Annotated in this window: 13 protein-coding genes; 6 read left to right on the forward strand and 7 right to left on the reverse strand. The window is 30.6% G+C overall.

Annotated elements, in window-relative coordinates:
• The 7 genes from D6200_RS11460 to D6200_RS11490 form a co-directional block, all read right to left on the reverse strand.
• Positions 1-894 (reverse strand): helix-turn-helix domain-containing protein, encoded by an 894-nt coding sequence (locus tag D6200_RS11460; protein WP_159432116.1) that lies wholly within the window; start codon positions 892-894, stop codon positions 1-3.
• 118 nt (positions 895-1,012) lie between these two features.
• Positions 1,013-3,076, reverse strand: a complete 2,064-nt coding sequence (locus tag D6200_RS11465) for a PepSY-associated TM helix domain-containing protein (protein ID WP_073182279.1) — start codon at positions 3,074-3,076, stop codon at positions 1,013-1,015.
• Positions 3,076-3,378, reverse strand: a complete 303-nt coding sequence (locus D6200_RS11470) for a hypothetical protein (protein ID WP_047787938.1) — start codon at positions 3,376-3,378, stop codon at positions 3,076-3,078. Before D6200_RS11470 ends, D6200_RS11465 begins: the two co-directional genes overlap by 1 nt.
• A 1-nt stretch (position 3,379) precedes the next feature.
• Positions 3,380-3,709, reverse strand: coding sequence for a hypothetical protein (locus D6200_RS11475; protein WP_073182278.1), 330 nt, complete (start codon positions 3,707-3,709; stop codon positions 3,380-3,382).
• An 88-nt stretch (positions 3,710-3,797) separates the two neighbouring features.
• A complete protein-coding gene (locus tag D6200_RS11480; RefSeq protein ID WP_073182277.1) occupies positions 3,798-6,203 on the reverse strand; it encodes a TonB-dependent receptor in 2,406 nt (801 codons plus the stop codon).
• Between the two features lie 101 nt (positions 6,204-6,304).
• Positions 6,305-7,033: a DUF4198 domain-containing protein gene (locus tag D6200_RS11485; protein WP_047787935.1), complete on the reverse strand. Its 729-nt coding sequence runs from the start codon at positions 7,031-7,033 to the stop codon at positions 6,305-6,307.
• 50 nt (positions 7,034-7,083) lie between these two features.
• A complete protein-coding gene (locus D6200_RS11490; protein ID WP_073182276.1) occupies positions 7,084-9,432 on the reverse strand; it encodes a TonB-dependent receptor domain-containing protein in 2,349 nt (782 codons plus the stop codon).
• 359 nt (positions 9,433-9,791) lie between these two features.
• Here D6200_RS11490 and D6200_RS11495 point away from each other — a divergent pair, with 359 nt between their 5' ends.
• The 6 genes from D6200_RS11495 (at position 9,792) to pgi (ending at position 17,040) form a co-directional block, all read left to right on the forward strand.
• A complete protein-coding gene (locus D6200_RS11495; RefSeq protein WP_047787933.1) occupies positions 9,792-10,949 on the forward strand; it encodes a homogentisate 1,2-dioxygenase in 1,158 nt (385 codons plus the stop codon).
• An 84-nt stretch (positions 10,950-11,033) separates the two neighbouring features.
• Complete coding sequence (gene hppD, locus D6200_RS11500; RefSeq protein ID WP_047787932.1) at positions 11,034-12,194, forward strand: 4-hydroxyphenylpyruvate dioxygenase; 1,161 nt, start codon at positions 11,034-11,036, stop codon at positions 12,192-12,194.
• A 96-nt stretch (positions 12,195-12,290) separates the two neighbouring features.
• Positions 12,291-13,208, forward strand: a complete 918-nt coding sequence (locus tag D6200_RS11505; protein ID WP_047787931.1) for a tryptophan 2,3-dioxygenase family protein — start codon at positions 12,291-12,293, stop codon at positions 13,206-13,208.
• 102 nt (positions 13,209-13,310) lie between these two features.
• Positions 13,311-14,087, forward strand: coding sequence for a DUF3108 domain-containing protein (locus tag D6200_RS11510; RefSeq protein ID WP_073182275.1), 777 nt, complete (start codon positions 13,311-13,313; stop codon positions 14,085-14,087).
• Positions 14,088-14,185: 98 nt separating this feature from the next.
• On the forward strand, positions 14,186-15,466 hold the full coding sequence (locus D6200_RS11515) for a peptidoglycan DD-metalloendopeptidase family protein (RefSeq protein WP_073182274.1): 1,281 nt from the start codon (positions 14,186-14,188) through the stop codon (positions 15,464-15,466).
• Between the two features lie 2 nt (positions 15,467-15,468).
• Positions 15,469-17,040 carry a glucose-6-phosphate isomerase gene (gene pgi / locus D6200_RS11520; RefSeq protein WP_073182273.1) on the forward strand — a complete coding sequence of 524 codons (1,572 nt, stop codon included), beginning with the start codon at positions 15,469-15,471 and terminating at the stop codon, positions 17,038-17,040.
• Positions 17,041-17,145 lie beyond the last annotated feature (105 nt).

Consider the following 17,145-nt stretch of genomic DNA (forward strand, 5'->3'; position numbering starts at 1 on the left):
TTAGGATTTGTAAGTATAATTTTTCCGAAATTCTTTTGGCGTTGTTTTTTCAAATTTTTTAAAAGCAGCTGTAAAATGTGTAGGGTTTTTATATCCAACTATGTCAGCTATTTCATAAATAGGTTTTTGAGTATAAGCTAATAAGTCTTTTGCCTTATTCATTCTTAAATTTTTGGTGTAATTAAAAATAGTTTCACCAAACAATTTCTTAAATTCATTTTTTAAAACATTTTGATTCAATAGTACTTTACGAGCAAGTTGCTGAATTGATATTTGCTCATGAATATTGGTTTGAAGTATAGCTTCTACTTTATATATTTTTTTAAGAACTTTTTCATTAGAACTATTTCCTTTTTTAGAATGAATGTTTAGTTGTAAATGTGTTAATTCTAATACTTTTGATTCTAAAAAAAGACGTTTTAACAATCCTTTTTGCGAGTTAGTGAGCATATCATTAACTATTCTTTCCATATTTGAAGTTAGCTGCTGTGTAGTACTTAAGTTAGAAACTTTGTTACTAGAAAAAAGTGCTTGCATTTTATGTTTTTTAATAAATGAATCATGCATCTTAATTTTAACTTCATTTATATGCTTATTTCTGTAAAAAACAATTTTATCATCACCATTATCATGTAATAAATAACTTTCACTTTTTTCGATAATAAGATCATTTTCTAGATTAGAAAAACGAATAATTTTTTCTCCATCTATTAAAACAGAAAGTTCTAAAGTATTAAAACGATTATTATTGTTGCCAGAGATAAAAAGAAAATCTTCTTTGAGTTTAGCGTTAATCAAATTGATTAATAAGCCATCAAAATAATAACTTATTATCGTCCCTTTACCATAAAGAGAATTAATAGTATAGACTGAAGTTTTTATACCACAGTCCATACTTTTTATTTTAAGGCACAGAAATTTTTTTAACTGTGACTTTTTATTGTTGGCAGTAACTATTTCCATAAATACGGGGGATATAGGAAATGGGGAATGAGCCTATACTAAGAAGGAATTAATCTTTAATCCACTTATAAATATTAATAATTAAAAATATACTAGCTATTGCTACCAAAAGAAGCATAAATATCTCAGATATATTATTAGCTTCATGAAGAATAGCTTCAAAGAAATGGTACACATTATATAAACCGGCAATACTCGCCCAAACCAGTGAAGTTATCTTGAACCATTTTTTAGAAAGCTCAATAGTTAGCAAACCAAAAAGTAAGCACATTCCTTCAAATAAAATACGATATAAGTGATGTACAATAGGAGCTTCACCTGTTGCACCCTCCATTACTAAAGTTTCATTGTAGTATATATTGAATAGCCCATATATATGGTGAACTATCCAGCCAATTGCTAAAAATATCCAAAGGATACTAATTTTTGTTCTCATCGGTATGTGGTTTTTATCTTTTAATAATTTATTTTTTTCTGTAGTTTGAGCCGTTTTTTTAGCCTCCTCAGCTAACAGTTTTTTACGGTTTTTATAATCTATAGGATGTTTTGTAAAAGCACTTTTAGTCTTTACTTCAGGTTTAATTTTAAGGTATATAAATAATGCAGTAATTGAGATGGCTATCCATAATAAATCAACTGTAAGAATGTCAAACTGCTTAGCTTTGTAGGTGTTCCAAACCCAGTTGTTAGAAACAACACCATTAACAATAGGAATTAAAAATCCAAGGATAGCGCCTGCTAACAAAGTAGTTTTATTTGTGAAATAATTATCTCGTTTAAATCTAAAAAAGAGGGTTGCTAATAACCAAACAACAAAAAACCAAGTGTATAAAATGCTCATTTTTTGAGTTTGATATGCTTCGGGTAGTAGCTTAACAATCAAGAAAAATAAGGCTGTTACAGGATACAAAGACAAGCAAATAGCAAGATAAATGTGCCCTATTTTCGCAGTATATAAACGTTGTTTTAAGGTCATACTTTTCTTATTACGAGCTTCAATCCAAATCAACACACCAGTTATAATAACAAAGCATGTAATAAGAGCTAATACAAAATAAATAACTTTTACAGCAATTCCTCCAAAATTTCCATAATGAAGACGCCCTAAAGAAAGCTGCACATCGTCGGTATATTTACTTTCATTGGGGTTTCTTATTACTGAAGTTTTATTGGTTTCTAAATCATAAATTACCATTCCCGAACTTAAAAAACGTTCTTTATGGTCCAACTCTCCAATAAGAAAGTATTTCATGTTGGTACCTCCATAATTTTTAATTAAAACATAGGTAGGGTTAAAATGAGACCAGCGGTTGGTGTTTTCTTTTACAAATTCATTTACACTAGGAAGCGTTTTGTTAGTTTCAGCAGCCCATTCATAAGTTTTGCGGTCGGGACGTAAATCATTCATTAATTTTGTTTGATCACCACCGTATAAAAAATTAGCAGGAAGTAAAACAAAAAGACTAAGACAAAAATAAGTTGCAGTAACAGCATACATAAACTGAAAGGGAAGTCCAATAATACCTAATGCAGTGTGTGCATCTGTCCACACTCTTTTTAAAGCAATTTTGGGATTGAACTGATAAAAGTTTGAAATTATTTTTTTCCAGTGAACGATGACTCCGGTAACAATAGCAAACAAAAAGAATAAAGAAACAAAACCAGCAAGGTAAATTCCAATAGTAGGTATTTGAGTAAAGAAATGTAGACGATATAAAAACTCTCCTAAGCTATATTTTTCTACATAAGAAGCAGTTTCTCCAGTATGAATATTTATTGCTTGATAATTTTGATACTTAGCCTCATTAGGGATATTTACTGTGTCTTTTGCAGGATAAGTTAATACATATATTTCATCGTTTTTATCTCCTAAATAAAAACGAATATCTCTACTAGTTAAATGATAGTTTTTAGAGAGTTTTTTTAATAAAAAATCATAATCTATATGTTCTCGAGCAATATTTTTTGAGTGCTTACCTTCTTCCCAAGAAGCAATTTCATCTTTAAAAAGGGCAAATGCGCCTGTAAAAAAGATAATATACAAGGCTACACTTATAACAATACCGCTAACTGTATGTGTGTTAAAGAACACATTGTAATTTCTATTACTCATTATATAAACGGATTTTGTTGGTTTCCTAAATAATAAATTACATATAAGATTATTGAAATTATGAGATATATAACCCAAGCTTTCCATCCATTTTTAAATAGGTAAGGAACAATTAGTAAAGCACCCCAAACAATAAAAATGGTGTAGATAGATGTGATTAGTATTCCTTTTGGGTTTGGTAGCCATAAAACTAAGCACATATGTAGTAAGGCACTTATTACGTATCCACCAATGAGACCTGCAGATATTTTTGCAAATTGTTGCCAAGGGGATTGGTTTAAATATTTGGAATTAGCAGGCATATTAAAAAATGAGTTCTATTAAAAAAGTTAACATAAATAAAGCAGTTAGAAAAGCGTAGTTTATCACTCTTAATGGAGTGATGAGTACGATAAGGCTTAAAAACAAAGAGGCAGCTACAATCCATGTAATAATTCCAGCAGAAAGACCAAAAAAGGTTATTGATAAGAGCAAACTTATCAATAATGTAATTGTTCCAATTATCTTGGTATTACGTTTATTATTATGAAACCATTTTTGTAAGCGGGTGTTCTTAATTAACAATGCTTTTTCAGAAGTGCTGTATACGGCATAACATCCGATGAAAATAAGGAAAAGAGTAACTGTTTTCATAGTAGTTCAATGAAATAACAAAACCCTGAACATAAAAGTTCAGAGTTTTGTGTTTGCAACATTTAATAATTCAAATAGATATTCATATTTAAAACTTATAACTTATAGTTCCAAGGAAGGCTCTTGGATTTTGAGGAGTAATAGTACTCCATCCTGTATAATATTCTTCGTTTGCTAAATTATTTCCTTTTACACTAATTCTAAATTTATCAACTTCATAATAAATTGAGGCATTAAAAATAGTATAGGCAGGCAGGTAAAAATCACCTGCAGCAGGATAACCTACCATAGTATTATATTTACTTGCACCGTTTAACCCAAAACCTAATCCTACATTTTTAATAGCTCCTTCTTGGAATTTATAATCAGCCCAAAAATTATAAGAAGTTTCAGGGCCTGCTTCAGCTAAACGTTTATCAACTAAATCAGGTCTAGATTTTGATTTTGTTACTTTAGCATCATTATAGCTAATACCACCACGTAAGTTTAATCCGTCAACAGGGTTAGCATTCATTTCTAGCTCAAAACCTTTACTTTTAACAGTAGCGTCTTGTTGTTTATTAGCACCGAAACCCATAACTTTATCTTTAACTGTTATGTCATAATAACTTAAAGTAGTTTCCAGTTTATTATTAAATAAATTTGTTTTTATACCAAATTCTAATTGGTTTGCTTGTTCTAAATCATAAGATTGTAACTTAGAATCTCCGTCAGGGTTGGCGATATCAACAGGAACTCTTTCTGGATTAACATAAGAAAAACCATTTTGATAATTAGCAAAAACAGATAGTTGATCTAAAATTGGTTGGTAAACAATTCCGAATTTAGGAGAAAAAGTAGACTTAGTATATTCTTTTTCATCGTCACTTGGGTCGTTTGCATCACCTTTATAATTAAATCTATCATAACGAACCCCTGCCATTACCGATAGTTCTGGTAAAATGTTTATAACATCAGAAATATAACCGCTAAGAATATTTTGATTGATATCAGAATTAGCTCTTGAAGAGTTGGCTAAAACAGTATCAATATTTGCTCTTGTAGTTGGTAAATTAGGAAAACCAAAAGCAGGTGGTACAGGAATTAATTGCCCTTGAGGGTTTACAACATTAATCCCTTTTGGATCTGTACTATTGTCTAAAACTTGAGAGTCTAAATAATCGACACCAATAACTAACCTGTTTCTTAAAGAACCTAATTTAAAATCACCAGTAAAGTTTTGTTGTAATGTAAGTGTATTTGTTTCTGCATCTGATTTTATAGCATACGTTCCAAACAAATCATTTTGAACATTGTACAAATATGTATAGTATCCTTTAGATTTAGCATTACCGCCAGCTATAATTGTTTGAGAAGACCAATTGTCAGTAATTTTATAAGCTATTTCACCTCTGTAGTTTTGCGTTGGATTTTTAATAGAGATATCATTATTTGTAAATGATTTATTTCTATCGTAGTTTAATTCTTCTAAATTTTTATAGGTAAGCGGGGCTGACCTGTTTAAAAATAAGAAAGCTTGATTTGTTTGATCTGTTGAAGAAAGTTCATAATTAAAGTTTAAAGTTAACCTATTATTTACTTTGTAAGAAACAGATGGGGCTAAAAATAATGCTTTTCTAAACCCAGCATCTTGAAAGCTATCTTGTGTTTGATATCCAGCGTTTAATCGTAATGAAATGTTTTCATTATCTTCTAAGTTTGTGTTAAGATCTACTGTTAGTTTTTTAAATCCGAAAGAACCTCCACCAACGGTAATATTTCCTCCTGTTCCTTTGTATGGTTTTTTAGTGACAATATTAATTAAACCACCGTAAGATGTTACAGTACTCCCGTATAAGGTAGCAGAAGGCCCCTTTACAACTTCAATTCTTTCAACATTGTCTGGGTTTATAAACCCATTTGTAATTCCAGGAACACCGTTTACTAATTGTGGTTGAACAGAAAAACCGCGGATAGAGTAAAAACCTGCTCCATCACCACCTCTACCAGTAGATGACCATAATTTTTCAACACCTGTTGTATTTTTTAAAGCTTCTTCAAAACTAGTAACAGACTGTGATACTAGTAGTTGATTGGTAACTGTACTATATACCTGAGCATTTTCAATATTTTTCAAAGGTAATTTAGCTACATAAGCTGTTTTCTTTCTTGAGAATTTATTTTTTCTATGAGTGTCAATAGTAACTTCATTAAGTATCTCGTTACCCTCATATAAGGTAATTACTAAGTTTTTTGTACCACTATTAGTACTTATGTTTTTCGTTTTAAAGCCAACATAAGACACTATTAATGTTGTTTCTCCCTTTGTATTAGATAATGTAAAGTTACCATCAATGTCAGTTTGTACTCCATTTTTTGTCCCTTTAACAATAATATTAACCCCTACCAAAGGTTCATTGTTGTTGTCTAGTACAGTACCACTAATATTTCCCTCTTGTGCTACTGTGTTTACCATTACTAAAAATAATAGAATGGTAGTTAATAAGCCCTTCATTTTTTTTCTTATTTAGATTTAATAAATATAATTAAGCAAATGTATTTTAAGAAAAATTAACACCAAAATTTATTTAGAATTATTTTAAATAAATTTTAACACTAGTTTTTTATACAATAAGTCGCACAATGCCAAATAATGTTATAGTTAACATTGTTGTACGTACCAGGTGTCTTTTCTTCATGTGTAGCTTCTACGGTATAAGTAGTCTTTTTAGGTAGTTTAAATGTTACTAATCCTTTTTCATTGGTTTTTTCTTTTACCGACCATTTTCCTTGAGTGAATAAAGTAATTTCTCCTTCTTTAAGGGCAGTGCCTTTGTATAATACTTTTAAGGTAACTTCATCAGCATTTGTATGGTGTTTTGGAGTAACGTCGATAATTTCAATTCCTTCTGGGTTTGTACTTTTTAATTCTGTTATTGATGTACCTACGACAACTCTAGCTTTAGCATGATATTCGGGTTTAAAGGTTGTGTAATCGTATTTTGTAAAATCAAACACTTTTATATTTTTATTGTCAAGTGCAATGGTATATGTTCCTTTTTGTTTAGGAACGAAAGAGGTACTATAATAATCGTCTTTAGCTATTGTTTGTAAAGTTGTTTTAGTTCCATCAGGAGCGATTAACCAAATAGTAAAGTTTTTTACATTGTTATAGTTTTCTCCGCCTACTTTTTCAATTACACCTTCCGAAAACTCTCCAAAACGAACTTTTACTTCGTGTTCGTTGTTTAATGTTCCTGTAGAGCTAGTTTCAATCCAAATATAATGAGCAAAAGAATTGCTAAATACAGCTAAGAATAATAAAGTAAGAATTGATTTTTTCATTTTTTAATAATTTATAAAAACCACCTAAATTTTAGGTGGTTTTTGGGTTGTTAGAATAAGTTATAGGTAAGAGAAATCCTACCATTGATTCCTGGTTCAGATTGCCAATAAAGAAATTTATCGTTTTTGGTGCCAGAATATAAATGTTTATTTAAAATATTATTAATATTTAAAGCAATACGAAGTTTATTATTTTTCCAATGCACTCCACCATCCATTCTAAAATAGTCAGGAAGTTCTGCCTTATTATTGGCCCCTATTGTCCATGAAGTTCTATCTACTAAGTATTGATATCCTAAAGAAATTCCAAAGCCTTTTAAGGCAGAATTTTGATTAAAATTATAGTTTAACCAACCATTGGTAATATGTTTAGCGTGTCCTGCAATTCGAGTTCCTACTGCGTTTGATATGTTTGATTTTGCGATTTTCACATCTGTGTTAGCGTAATTTAATAATAAGTCTAATTCACTTGTAATGTGCGCTTGCATATCAAACTCAAAACCTTTTGATTCAACCTCACCAAGTAAAATACTAAACTGACGAGTAGGGTCGGTAGGATCGCTAGTAGTAATGTTATTCTTATTAATAATATATGCACTTAAAGAAGCGTTTATTTTACCATTTAACCAATTGGTTTTTAAACCAGCTTCGTAAATAGTTCCTTCAATAGGGTCAAATCTGTTTCCTGTATTATCTATGGCATCATTTGCTAAGAATGATTGATCATATAAACCGTACGCAGTAATTTGTGGAGTTATATCAGCACTCAAACCAATTCTAGGAGTAAACTTTTTAGTTGTAATATCTCCTTTAGGAGTTAACTGAGTGTATCTACCCGCTAATGTTAAACGTATTTTATTCTCTAAAAATCCTATTTCGTCTTGAGCATATATAGAGTTTATTTTTGTTCCATAAGAGTAAGAAGGTGTACGGTCTTTTAAAGGTGTACTTCTATCAAATACAGGAAAAATACGATCTCCGTAAGTTGGATTGTATATATTAAAAGGGTTTGTAGGAGTGTCTACTGCACCACCTTGATAAAAATCAGCAAAATACTCTTTATCCGTATAATCAAACCCTCCCATAACTTTATGGGTTACTGCTCCGGTATTAAAATTTCCGTTAGCATATAATTGAAAATATTCACTTTCAGAGATAGCATCCCAAATACTTACACTTCTAATAGCATCACCATTATTTTGCATACTATTTAACCAAGCAGAAGCTCCCTGTTGAGTATACAACATAGTAACATATTTTGCTTCTACTGACCAGTTATTATTAAAGCGATGTGTTAGTTGGTTTAATAAACTAACTTCTTTAATATCAGTATCAGGAAAATTACTGTCAACCATAGAAAAGTTCTTAGGAAGACTCCCAAATCCTTTATCTAAAGGAGCAAAAATATAAGCAGCTCCTAAAAGAGTGTTTAGTTTTTGAAAAGAAAACTCAGTTAAGAAGTCTGTTTTATCACTTATTTTATATGATAATGAAGGAGCAACACCAATACGTTCACTATCCTCAAACCTTCTATGACTTCCAGCGTTTTGATATAAAACGTTCAAACGAGCTAGTAAACGCTTATCACTTGTTAAAGATCCACCAAAATCTGCCGCAGCTCGATATGTATCAAAACTGCCTGCCATTAAGTTTATAGACCCTGTTTTTTCTTCGGTAGGTTTTTTTGTAACCACATTATAAAAACCACCAGGTTCACCCGCAGCCATCATAAAGCCTGAAGGTCCCTTGACAAATTCTATACGATCTATCATAAAAGTATCTTCAGATAAAGGTCCCCAAGAGTCTTGAATATTTACACCATTCCTAAAAGCTGGTAATCTAAACCCACGCATGTTAACACGTGCGAAATTTCCCCAATGCTCTATGTTACTAACCCCACTTACGTTTCTAAAAGCTCCTTCGAGCATGTTTGTAACAAGTTGATCTTGTAAAACCTCTGACCCAACTACCTGAATGTTTTGAGGTAGTTGTTTAATAGGTGTTTGTAAGCGTAAAGAATTAGAGACCTTCTTCTTAGCGTATCTGTTTTTTACTCCATTAATGGTGATTTCGTCTAACTCATCGATAGCTTCTTTAAGAAGAATCCTACCAAGATTTTTAGATTCATTATTTTTAAGTCTTACTGTAATTGATTTTTTCTCAAAACCAACCATTGATAAATTAATTACATACTTACCTTTTTTTAAGTTTTTAAACTCAAACTCTCCTTTTTCATTACTAATAATTCCATGATTTGTAGAACTTAAAGTTATATTCACAGAAGAGAGGAAGTTATTGTTTTCTGATACAATAAAACCCTTAACAGAGCTGTTTTGAGCGACTATTGATGTTGTAATAAATAAAAACAATACCAACAATATGGGTATGATTTTTTTCATTTTTTATTATTATTTAGATTTAATAAAGTTATTTTATGAGGCAAAAATATTTTAACAAAACTTAATGTCAAAACTTATTTAGATTAATTTTAAATAAAAAAATCTAAAATTTTGAAATTTAATGAGATATCAACATCTTTTTAATTTTGGTATATTTGTAAAGCACAACTAAAAACCTATTTAAAATGCATTGGAAAGACCTTTTAGCGCATTTAAAGTTCATGATAAAAAGGAACCCGGAATAGCTATTGTTGTTTGGTTTTGAAGTTTAGCTACTATTAATATAAATGATAGGCTAAATAAAGAAAGAGAGTTAATTATATAATTAACAAATTGTTGAATAATCAAATTAATTAAAGATGCCTTTTTATCATAAATTAGGAAAAATTCCACATAAGCGACATATCCAGTTTCGTAAAGAAGACGGAAGTTTATATTACGAACAATTATTTGGTACAATTGGTTTTGACGGAATGTCAACCAATAGTTATCATGAATATAGACCAACAATGGTTAAAGAAATTCGTAAGCAATACTCTATTGCTCCGAAAGTAGCAAAAGAAAATAATATCCAATCGTATCGTTTTAGAGGTTTTCAAGTTCCGCAAGAAAATGATTACTTACAAAGTAGAAAAGTAGTACTTACCAATTCTGACTGTAACATCATCTTATCGGCTCCAAAAGAATCTACTAAAGACTATTTTTATAAAAATACGGATGCAGATGAGGTAATTTTTATTCATAGAGGGACAGGGAAATTACGTACAATGCTTGGGAACTTAGATTTCAAGTATGGAGACTATTTAGTAATTCCTCGCGGAGTTATTTATAAATTGGATTTTGATACAGAAGACAACAGGTTGTTTATTGTAGAATCGTATCGTCCAGTTTACACCCCAAAAAGATACCGTAACTGGTTTGGTCAATTATTAGAGCACTCGCCATTTTGTGAGCGTGATATTCGCAGACCAGAAGAGCTAGAAACACATAACGAAAAAGGAGATTTCATTATCAATGTAAAGAAACAAAACGAAATTATTGAAATGGTATACGCAACACATCCTTTTGATGTTGTTGGGTATGATGGATATAACTATCCTTATGCTTTTTCAATTCATGATTTTGAACCAATAACAGGGCGTATACACCAACCGCCACCAGTACACCAAACATTTGAAACGGATGCTTTTGTAATTTGTAGTTTTGTTCCGAGGCTGTATGATTATCATCCAGAGGCTATTCCTGCACCATACAATCATAGTAATATTGACTCTGACGAAGTATTGTATTATGTTGATGGAGATTTTATGAGTAGAAATGATATAGATGCAGGTCATATTTCTTTACATCCAGCAGGTATTCCTCATGGGCCACATCCAGGAGCCACAGAAAGAAGTATCGGAGAAAAAGTAACTGAAGAACTAGCAGTAATGGTAGATACTTTTAAACCTTTAAAAGTAACTGAAGAAGCTATGAAAATAGCAGATGAAGATTATTATAAATCTTGGCTAGAGTAATTCAGTATATTAATGAGACAATTTGAAAATGTGTCAATTCAATTTTCAAATTAACTAATTATCAAATTTTCAAAATAGAGAAAAATGTCAAAAGAAATAAAATCAGTAAACTACGGTTTAGAAAAAATATTTGAAGGAGCGCAAGACTTCTTACCACTTTTAGGAACAGATTATGTAGAGTTTTATGTTGGTAATGCAAAGCAAGCAGCACACTTTTATAAAACGGCTTTCGGTTTTCAATCATATGCTTATAAAGGGTTAGAAACAGGGTCTACAGAAGAAGTAAGTTATGTTATTAAGCAAGACAAAATTAAGCTGGTTTTAACAACACCATTAAATAGTAAATCTCCAATTAATGATCATATTGTAAAACATGGTGATGGAGTTAAAGTGGTAGCGCTTTGGGTAGAAGATGCAAGAAAAGCATACGAAGAAACAACTTCACGTGGTGCAAAATCGTACATGGAGCCTACTGTAGAAAAAGATGAGCACGGAGAAGTTGTAAGAGCAGGGATTTATACGTATGGAGAAACAGTTCATATGTTTGTTGAGCGTAAAAACTATAACGGAACATTTTTACCAGGTTTCCAAAAATGGGAATCAGATTATAATCCACCAGCAGCAGGATTAAAATATATCGACCACATGGTAGGTAATGTTGGTTGGAATCAAATGGATGTTTGGGTAAAATGGTATGAAGATGTAATGGGGTTTGAAAACTTTTTATCATTTGATGATAAGCAAATTCATACAGAATATTCAGCGTTAATGAGTAAAGTAATGTCTAACGGAAATGGAAGAATTAAATTTCCAATAAATGAACCAGCTGAAGGAAAAAAACGTTCTCAAATTGAAGAGTATTTAGATTTTTATGAAGGAGCAGGAGTACAACACATTGCGGTTGCTACTGATGATATTATAAAAACAGTAAGCCAATTAAGGTCTCAAGGAGTAGAGTTCTTATCAACACCACCAGAAGAATATTATAAAGCAGTTCCAGGAAGATTAGAAGAATTTAGTCACGAGCTAAGAGAAGATATTGAAAAGCTAAAATCTTTAGGAATTATGATTGATGCTGATGAAGAAGGATATTTATTACAAATTTTCACAAAACCAGTAGAAGATCGTCCAACTTTATTCTTTGAAATTATTCAAAGAATGGGAGCCCGTGGTTTTGGAGCTGGAAACTTTAAAGCATTGTTCGAATCAATTGAAAGAGAACAACAATTAAGAGGAACTTTATAGACTAAGATAGATAATAGAAAAAAGAGAAAAGAAAATAGATAGTTAGACTGTCTGTTTTCTCTTTTCTCTTTTCTTTTTTCTCAAAAAAACAAGAAAATGAGTAAAGAAGAAATATTAAAGGCAATAGAAGAAAAATACGATAAGTTAGGAGTTCCTGTAGAAGCAATGCTAGAAGGGCTGCTATGGAGTGAGCCAATAACTTATTGGGATTACATACAAACAGATGCACTTTTAGGATTGCAAATTCCTAGAACTACGTTACCAGATGAAATGGTTTTTATCATGTATCATCAAGTAAATGAACTGTTGTTTAAAATGATTTTGTGGGAAATTGACCAAGTAGCAAAAGCAGAAGAAATTACACCAGATAAATTCTCAAAGCATTTAATGCGCATAAGTCGTTATTTTGATATGTTATGTAGTTCTTTTACAGTTATGGGTGATGGAATGGATGTAGACCAATACTTAAAATTCAGAAACACATTAACTCCAGCAAGTGGTTTTCAAAGTGCACAATATCGTAAGATTGAATTTGCGTCTACCGATCTTATTAATTTGATAGATGCTCGTTATCGAGATACAATTGATAGAAATTCATCATTTAAAAATGCCTATGATCATTTATATTGGCAAGCAGCAGGTAAAAATTATACAACGGGTCAAAAAACAACATTATTAAATTTGTTTGAGAAAAAGTATATGGGTGAATTTATAGATTTTATGGAAGATTATAATGACTGTAACCTTTCAAAAAAATTCAAACAATTACCTGAAGAAGTTCAAGCAAATGAAGAACTAATAAAAGCAATGCGTCACTACGATTATACAGTAAATGTAAAATGGGTAATGGCTCATTACAATGCAGCAGGAAAGTATTTAGGGGGAACTGATGGGGATTTGGAAGCCACAGGAGGAAGTAATTGGAGAAAGTATTTACATCCAAAGTACCAAAGAAGAATTTTCTTTCCATACTTATGGAGCGAAGAAGAATTAAAAAATTGGGGAACTTTTTAAATTCTAGTAACAAGAAGATAAAAGAAGCATAATGTTCTGTTAAACAGTTTTTTTAATTTTTGGAATGGTAATTGTCTATCAATTTTCATAAGTTTGAACATTATGAGAAAAAGAATATTGTTTTTTACATTTTTAATCGTTGCACAAAGTTTTTTTGCACAAAGTCAACCAAAAGCATACAAAAGCGGAGAGTGGCTCCGGTTTGATATGAGTTATAGTGGTTTTTTAAAAGCAGGAACAGCTGTTTTACAACTAAAAGAGAAGAACCTAAATAACCAAAAAGTACTACATGCTATAGGAACAGGTAAAACAACTGGTGTTATTAGTTGGTTCTTTAAAGTTGATGATAGATATGAAAGTTACTTTGGAATTGACAAAGTTGAGCCCTACTTATTCAAAAGAAAAATAGATGAGGGCGGACATAAAAAAAATCGACATATAACCTTCAATCACAAGAAAAAAACAGCGTACGTACAGGATTTCCGTAAACAAAAAGATACGTTAATTTCTATTAAGTCTCCTCAAGATATGATTTCTACGTTCTATTTTTTAAGAAGTCAGAATACAAAAAAATTAAGAAAAGGAGATGAAATTAAGCTTGATATGTTCTTTGATAATAAAAGTTATCCTTTTAAATTACGTTTTTTAGGCTATGAAACATTAAAAACAAAATTTGGTAAGGTTAAAACACAAAAATTTAGACCATTAGTACAAGCAGGTAGAGTTTTCAAAGCTAAAGAAAGTGTTACTATTTGGATTTCAGCAGATGATAATAAAATTCCAATAAAAATGAAAGCCTCTTTAGCCGTAGGTTCTTTACGTGCAGAATTAGATGCTTATAAAGGATTAGCAAATCCTTTTGAAATAATAGTTGATTGAAAAAAAATATATAAGCTGTTTAAGAATTGTTAAAGTGAGAGAAAAAATACTATTTATTTGTACTTTTGCGCATAAACTCAAATTTAAAGCAGCTTTTTTTGAAAAAAATCATTTTTACATTCATTATTTTATGTCTTTTCTTTTCGTGTAAAAAAGAAAAGAAAGTAGTCGTGCAAGAGCCCGTTAAAATAGAAAAACCTAAACCTGTTATAGCTTACGGGTTTAATTTAGATAATTATAAGGTTATTAACGATACTATAAATAATGGAGAAAGTTTTGGCGTTATTATGGATAGACACCACGTAATGTACCCAAAAATTAATGAGATAGCGACTAAAATTAAAGATACTTTTGATGTAAGGAGAATACGATCTGGAAAGGCGTACACAATTTTAGCTTCAAAAGATAGTTTAGATCAGGCTCAAGTTTTTATTTACAAACATAATAAAGTAGAAGCTACAGTTATAGATTTTAAAGACTCAATAATATCTGCATATAAACATAGAAAAAAGATAAAAACTGTTGAAAAAGAAATAGCTGGTGAAATTTACTCTAATTTATCTGTAACAATGGATAGCCTACAGTTAAAACCAACGTTAACGAATACTGTAGCAGATATTTATGCTTGGACCTTAGATTTTTATCGTTTGCAAAAAGGAGATACATTTAAGTTGATATATGAAGAAAAGTTTATTAATGATACTACCTTTGTTGGCTATGGTAAAGTCAAAGCAGCTATTTTTAAACATAACGGAGAAGATTTGTATGCTTACAGATATGTAGCCGATTCAATAAAAAAAATTCCAGAGTATTACGATCAGGAAGGAAATATGCTAAGAAGAGCTTTTTTAAAATCACCAATTAAATTTCAATATCGAATTTCCTCAAGATATAATTTAAGAAGACGAATTAAGTTATATGGTAATAGAGTAAGACCGCATAAAGGAACTGATTTTGCTGCTAGGTACGGAACTCCTATTATGACAACAGCAAGTGGTACTGTTGTAGAATCAGCAAGAAGAGGAGGAAATGGTAATTATGTGAAAGTAAAACATAATAGTACCTATACAACACAATACTTACACATGAAAAGACGTAATGTTAGAGTAGGAGATTATGTGAAGCAAGGAGATATTATAGGTTGGGTTGGTATGACAGGGAATACAAGTGGTCCGCATGTTTGTTATCGTTTTTGGAAAAATGGACGACAAGTAGATCCATTTCGTGAAAAATTACCATCAGCAGAACCTTTAGACCCTAAAATAAAACCAACGTATTTAGAGTATATAAAACCACTTAAAAGACAGTTAGATAATATAAAATTACCACAACCTGAACCACTTTCATTTAAAGAAAAAGAAATTTTAGCTACTAATTAATTATGCCCTTACAAAATATAAACCCAAGAAAGACAAATGCTTGGGAGAAGTTAATAAAACATTTTAATGAAGCGAAAAATTATGAGCTAAAAGAACTGTTTCGTAAGAATAAAAACAGAAAAGATAATTTTTCTATTTTGTTAGATGAATTAAGTGTTGATTATTCTAAAAATAGAATAACTCAAGAAACAATCGACTTATTAATTTCTTTAGCAGAAGAAGTCGAATTAAAAGATGCTATTGAAAAATATTTTTCAGGAGACAAAATTAATGCTACGGAAAACAGAGCAGTATTGCATACAGCTTTAAGAAGTAGTACAGACCTACCCGTTTTTGTAGGAGGAAAAGATGTAAAGCCTAAAATTAAAACAGCTTTACGAAAAATGAAAGCTTTTAGTAATAAAGTTATTTCAGGAAAATGGAAAGGCTATACAGGGAAGTCAATAACAGATGTTGTTAATATAGGTATTGGAGGATCTGACTTAGGTCCAAAAATGGTTACAGAAGCATTACAGTTTTACAAGAATAAACTGAACATACATTTTGTGTCAAACATTGATGGAGACCATGTCTCAGAAACTCTTAAAAAAATAAACCCAGAAACAACACTTTTTATAATAGTTTCCAAAAGTTTTACAACACAGGAAACAATTAATAATGCTAATACAATAAGAGATTGGTTTTTAAAACATGCAACTGTTTTTGATGTTTCTAAACATTTTGTTGCTGTCTCTTGTAATACTGAAGCTGTTGATAGTTTTGGAATTGATAAAAAAAATATATTTCAAATGTGGGATTGGGTTGGTGGACGCTTTTCTCTCTGGTCAACCGTAGGTTTATCAATCTCTCTGTCTATAGGGTTTGAAAATTTTAAAGAATTATTAAAAGGAGCCGAAAAAATGGATGACCATTTTAAAACTACTGATTTTAATAAAAACATACCAATTGTCTTAGCTCTTTTAAGTATTTGGTATAATAATTTCTTCAATTCTGAAACCGAAATGGTACTGCCCTATAGTGAATATTTAGAAAAACTTCCAGCATATTTGCAACAAGCGGTGATGGAAAGTAACGGTAAAGATGTTGATAGAAACGGAAATAAAGTTGATTATCAAACAGGCACAATTGTTTGGGGTGGAACAGGTGTAAATTCTCAACATGCCTTTATGCAATTATTACATCATGGAACTAAATTAATACCTGTTGATTTTATTGGATTTAAAAAATCATTACATGGTTTAGAGGAGCATCAAGAGAGGTTATTAGCTAATTATTATGCGCAACAAGAAGCACTTGCATTTGGTAGAACAAAAGAAGAAGCGCACTTAGATTTAAAAGCAAAAGGTCAGTTAAGTCAAGTAAATACACTTTTACCTTACAAAGTATTTAAGGGGAATCGCCCTAGTAATTCTATAGTTTTTAAAAAACTAACTCCTTATTCTTTAGGAATGCTTTTAGCTATATATGAACACAAAATTTTTACTCAAGGAGTTATATGGAATATATTTTCATACGATCAATTTGGTGTAGAATTAGGAAAAGAACTAGCTCAAAAAAAACTTACAAACGATTAAGCTCTAGTTAATCGTATCTCTTATACTTTTTTTAACTTATATATAGATTTTCTTAACGATAACTTTAGGGGTTAAATTGTTGTTGTTCAGTGTCTGGAATCTTTT

This window comes from Tenacibaculum mesophilum (assembly GCF_003867075.1).
GTDB lineage: Bacteria > Bacteroidota > Bacteroidia > Flavobacteriales > Flavobacteriaceae > Polaribacter > Polaribacter mesophilus.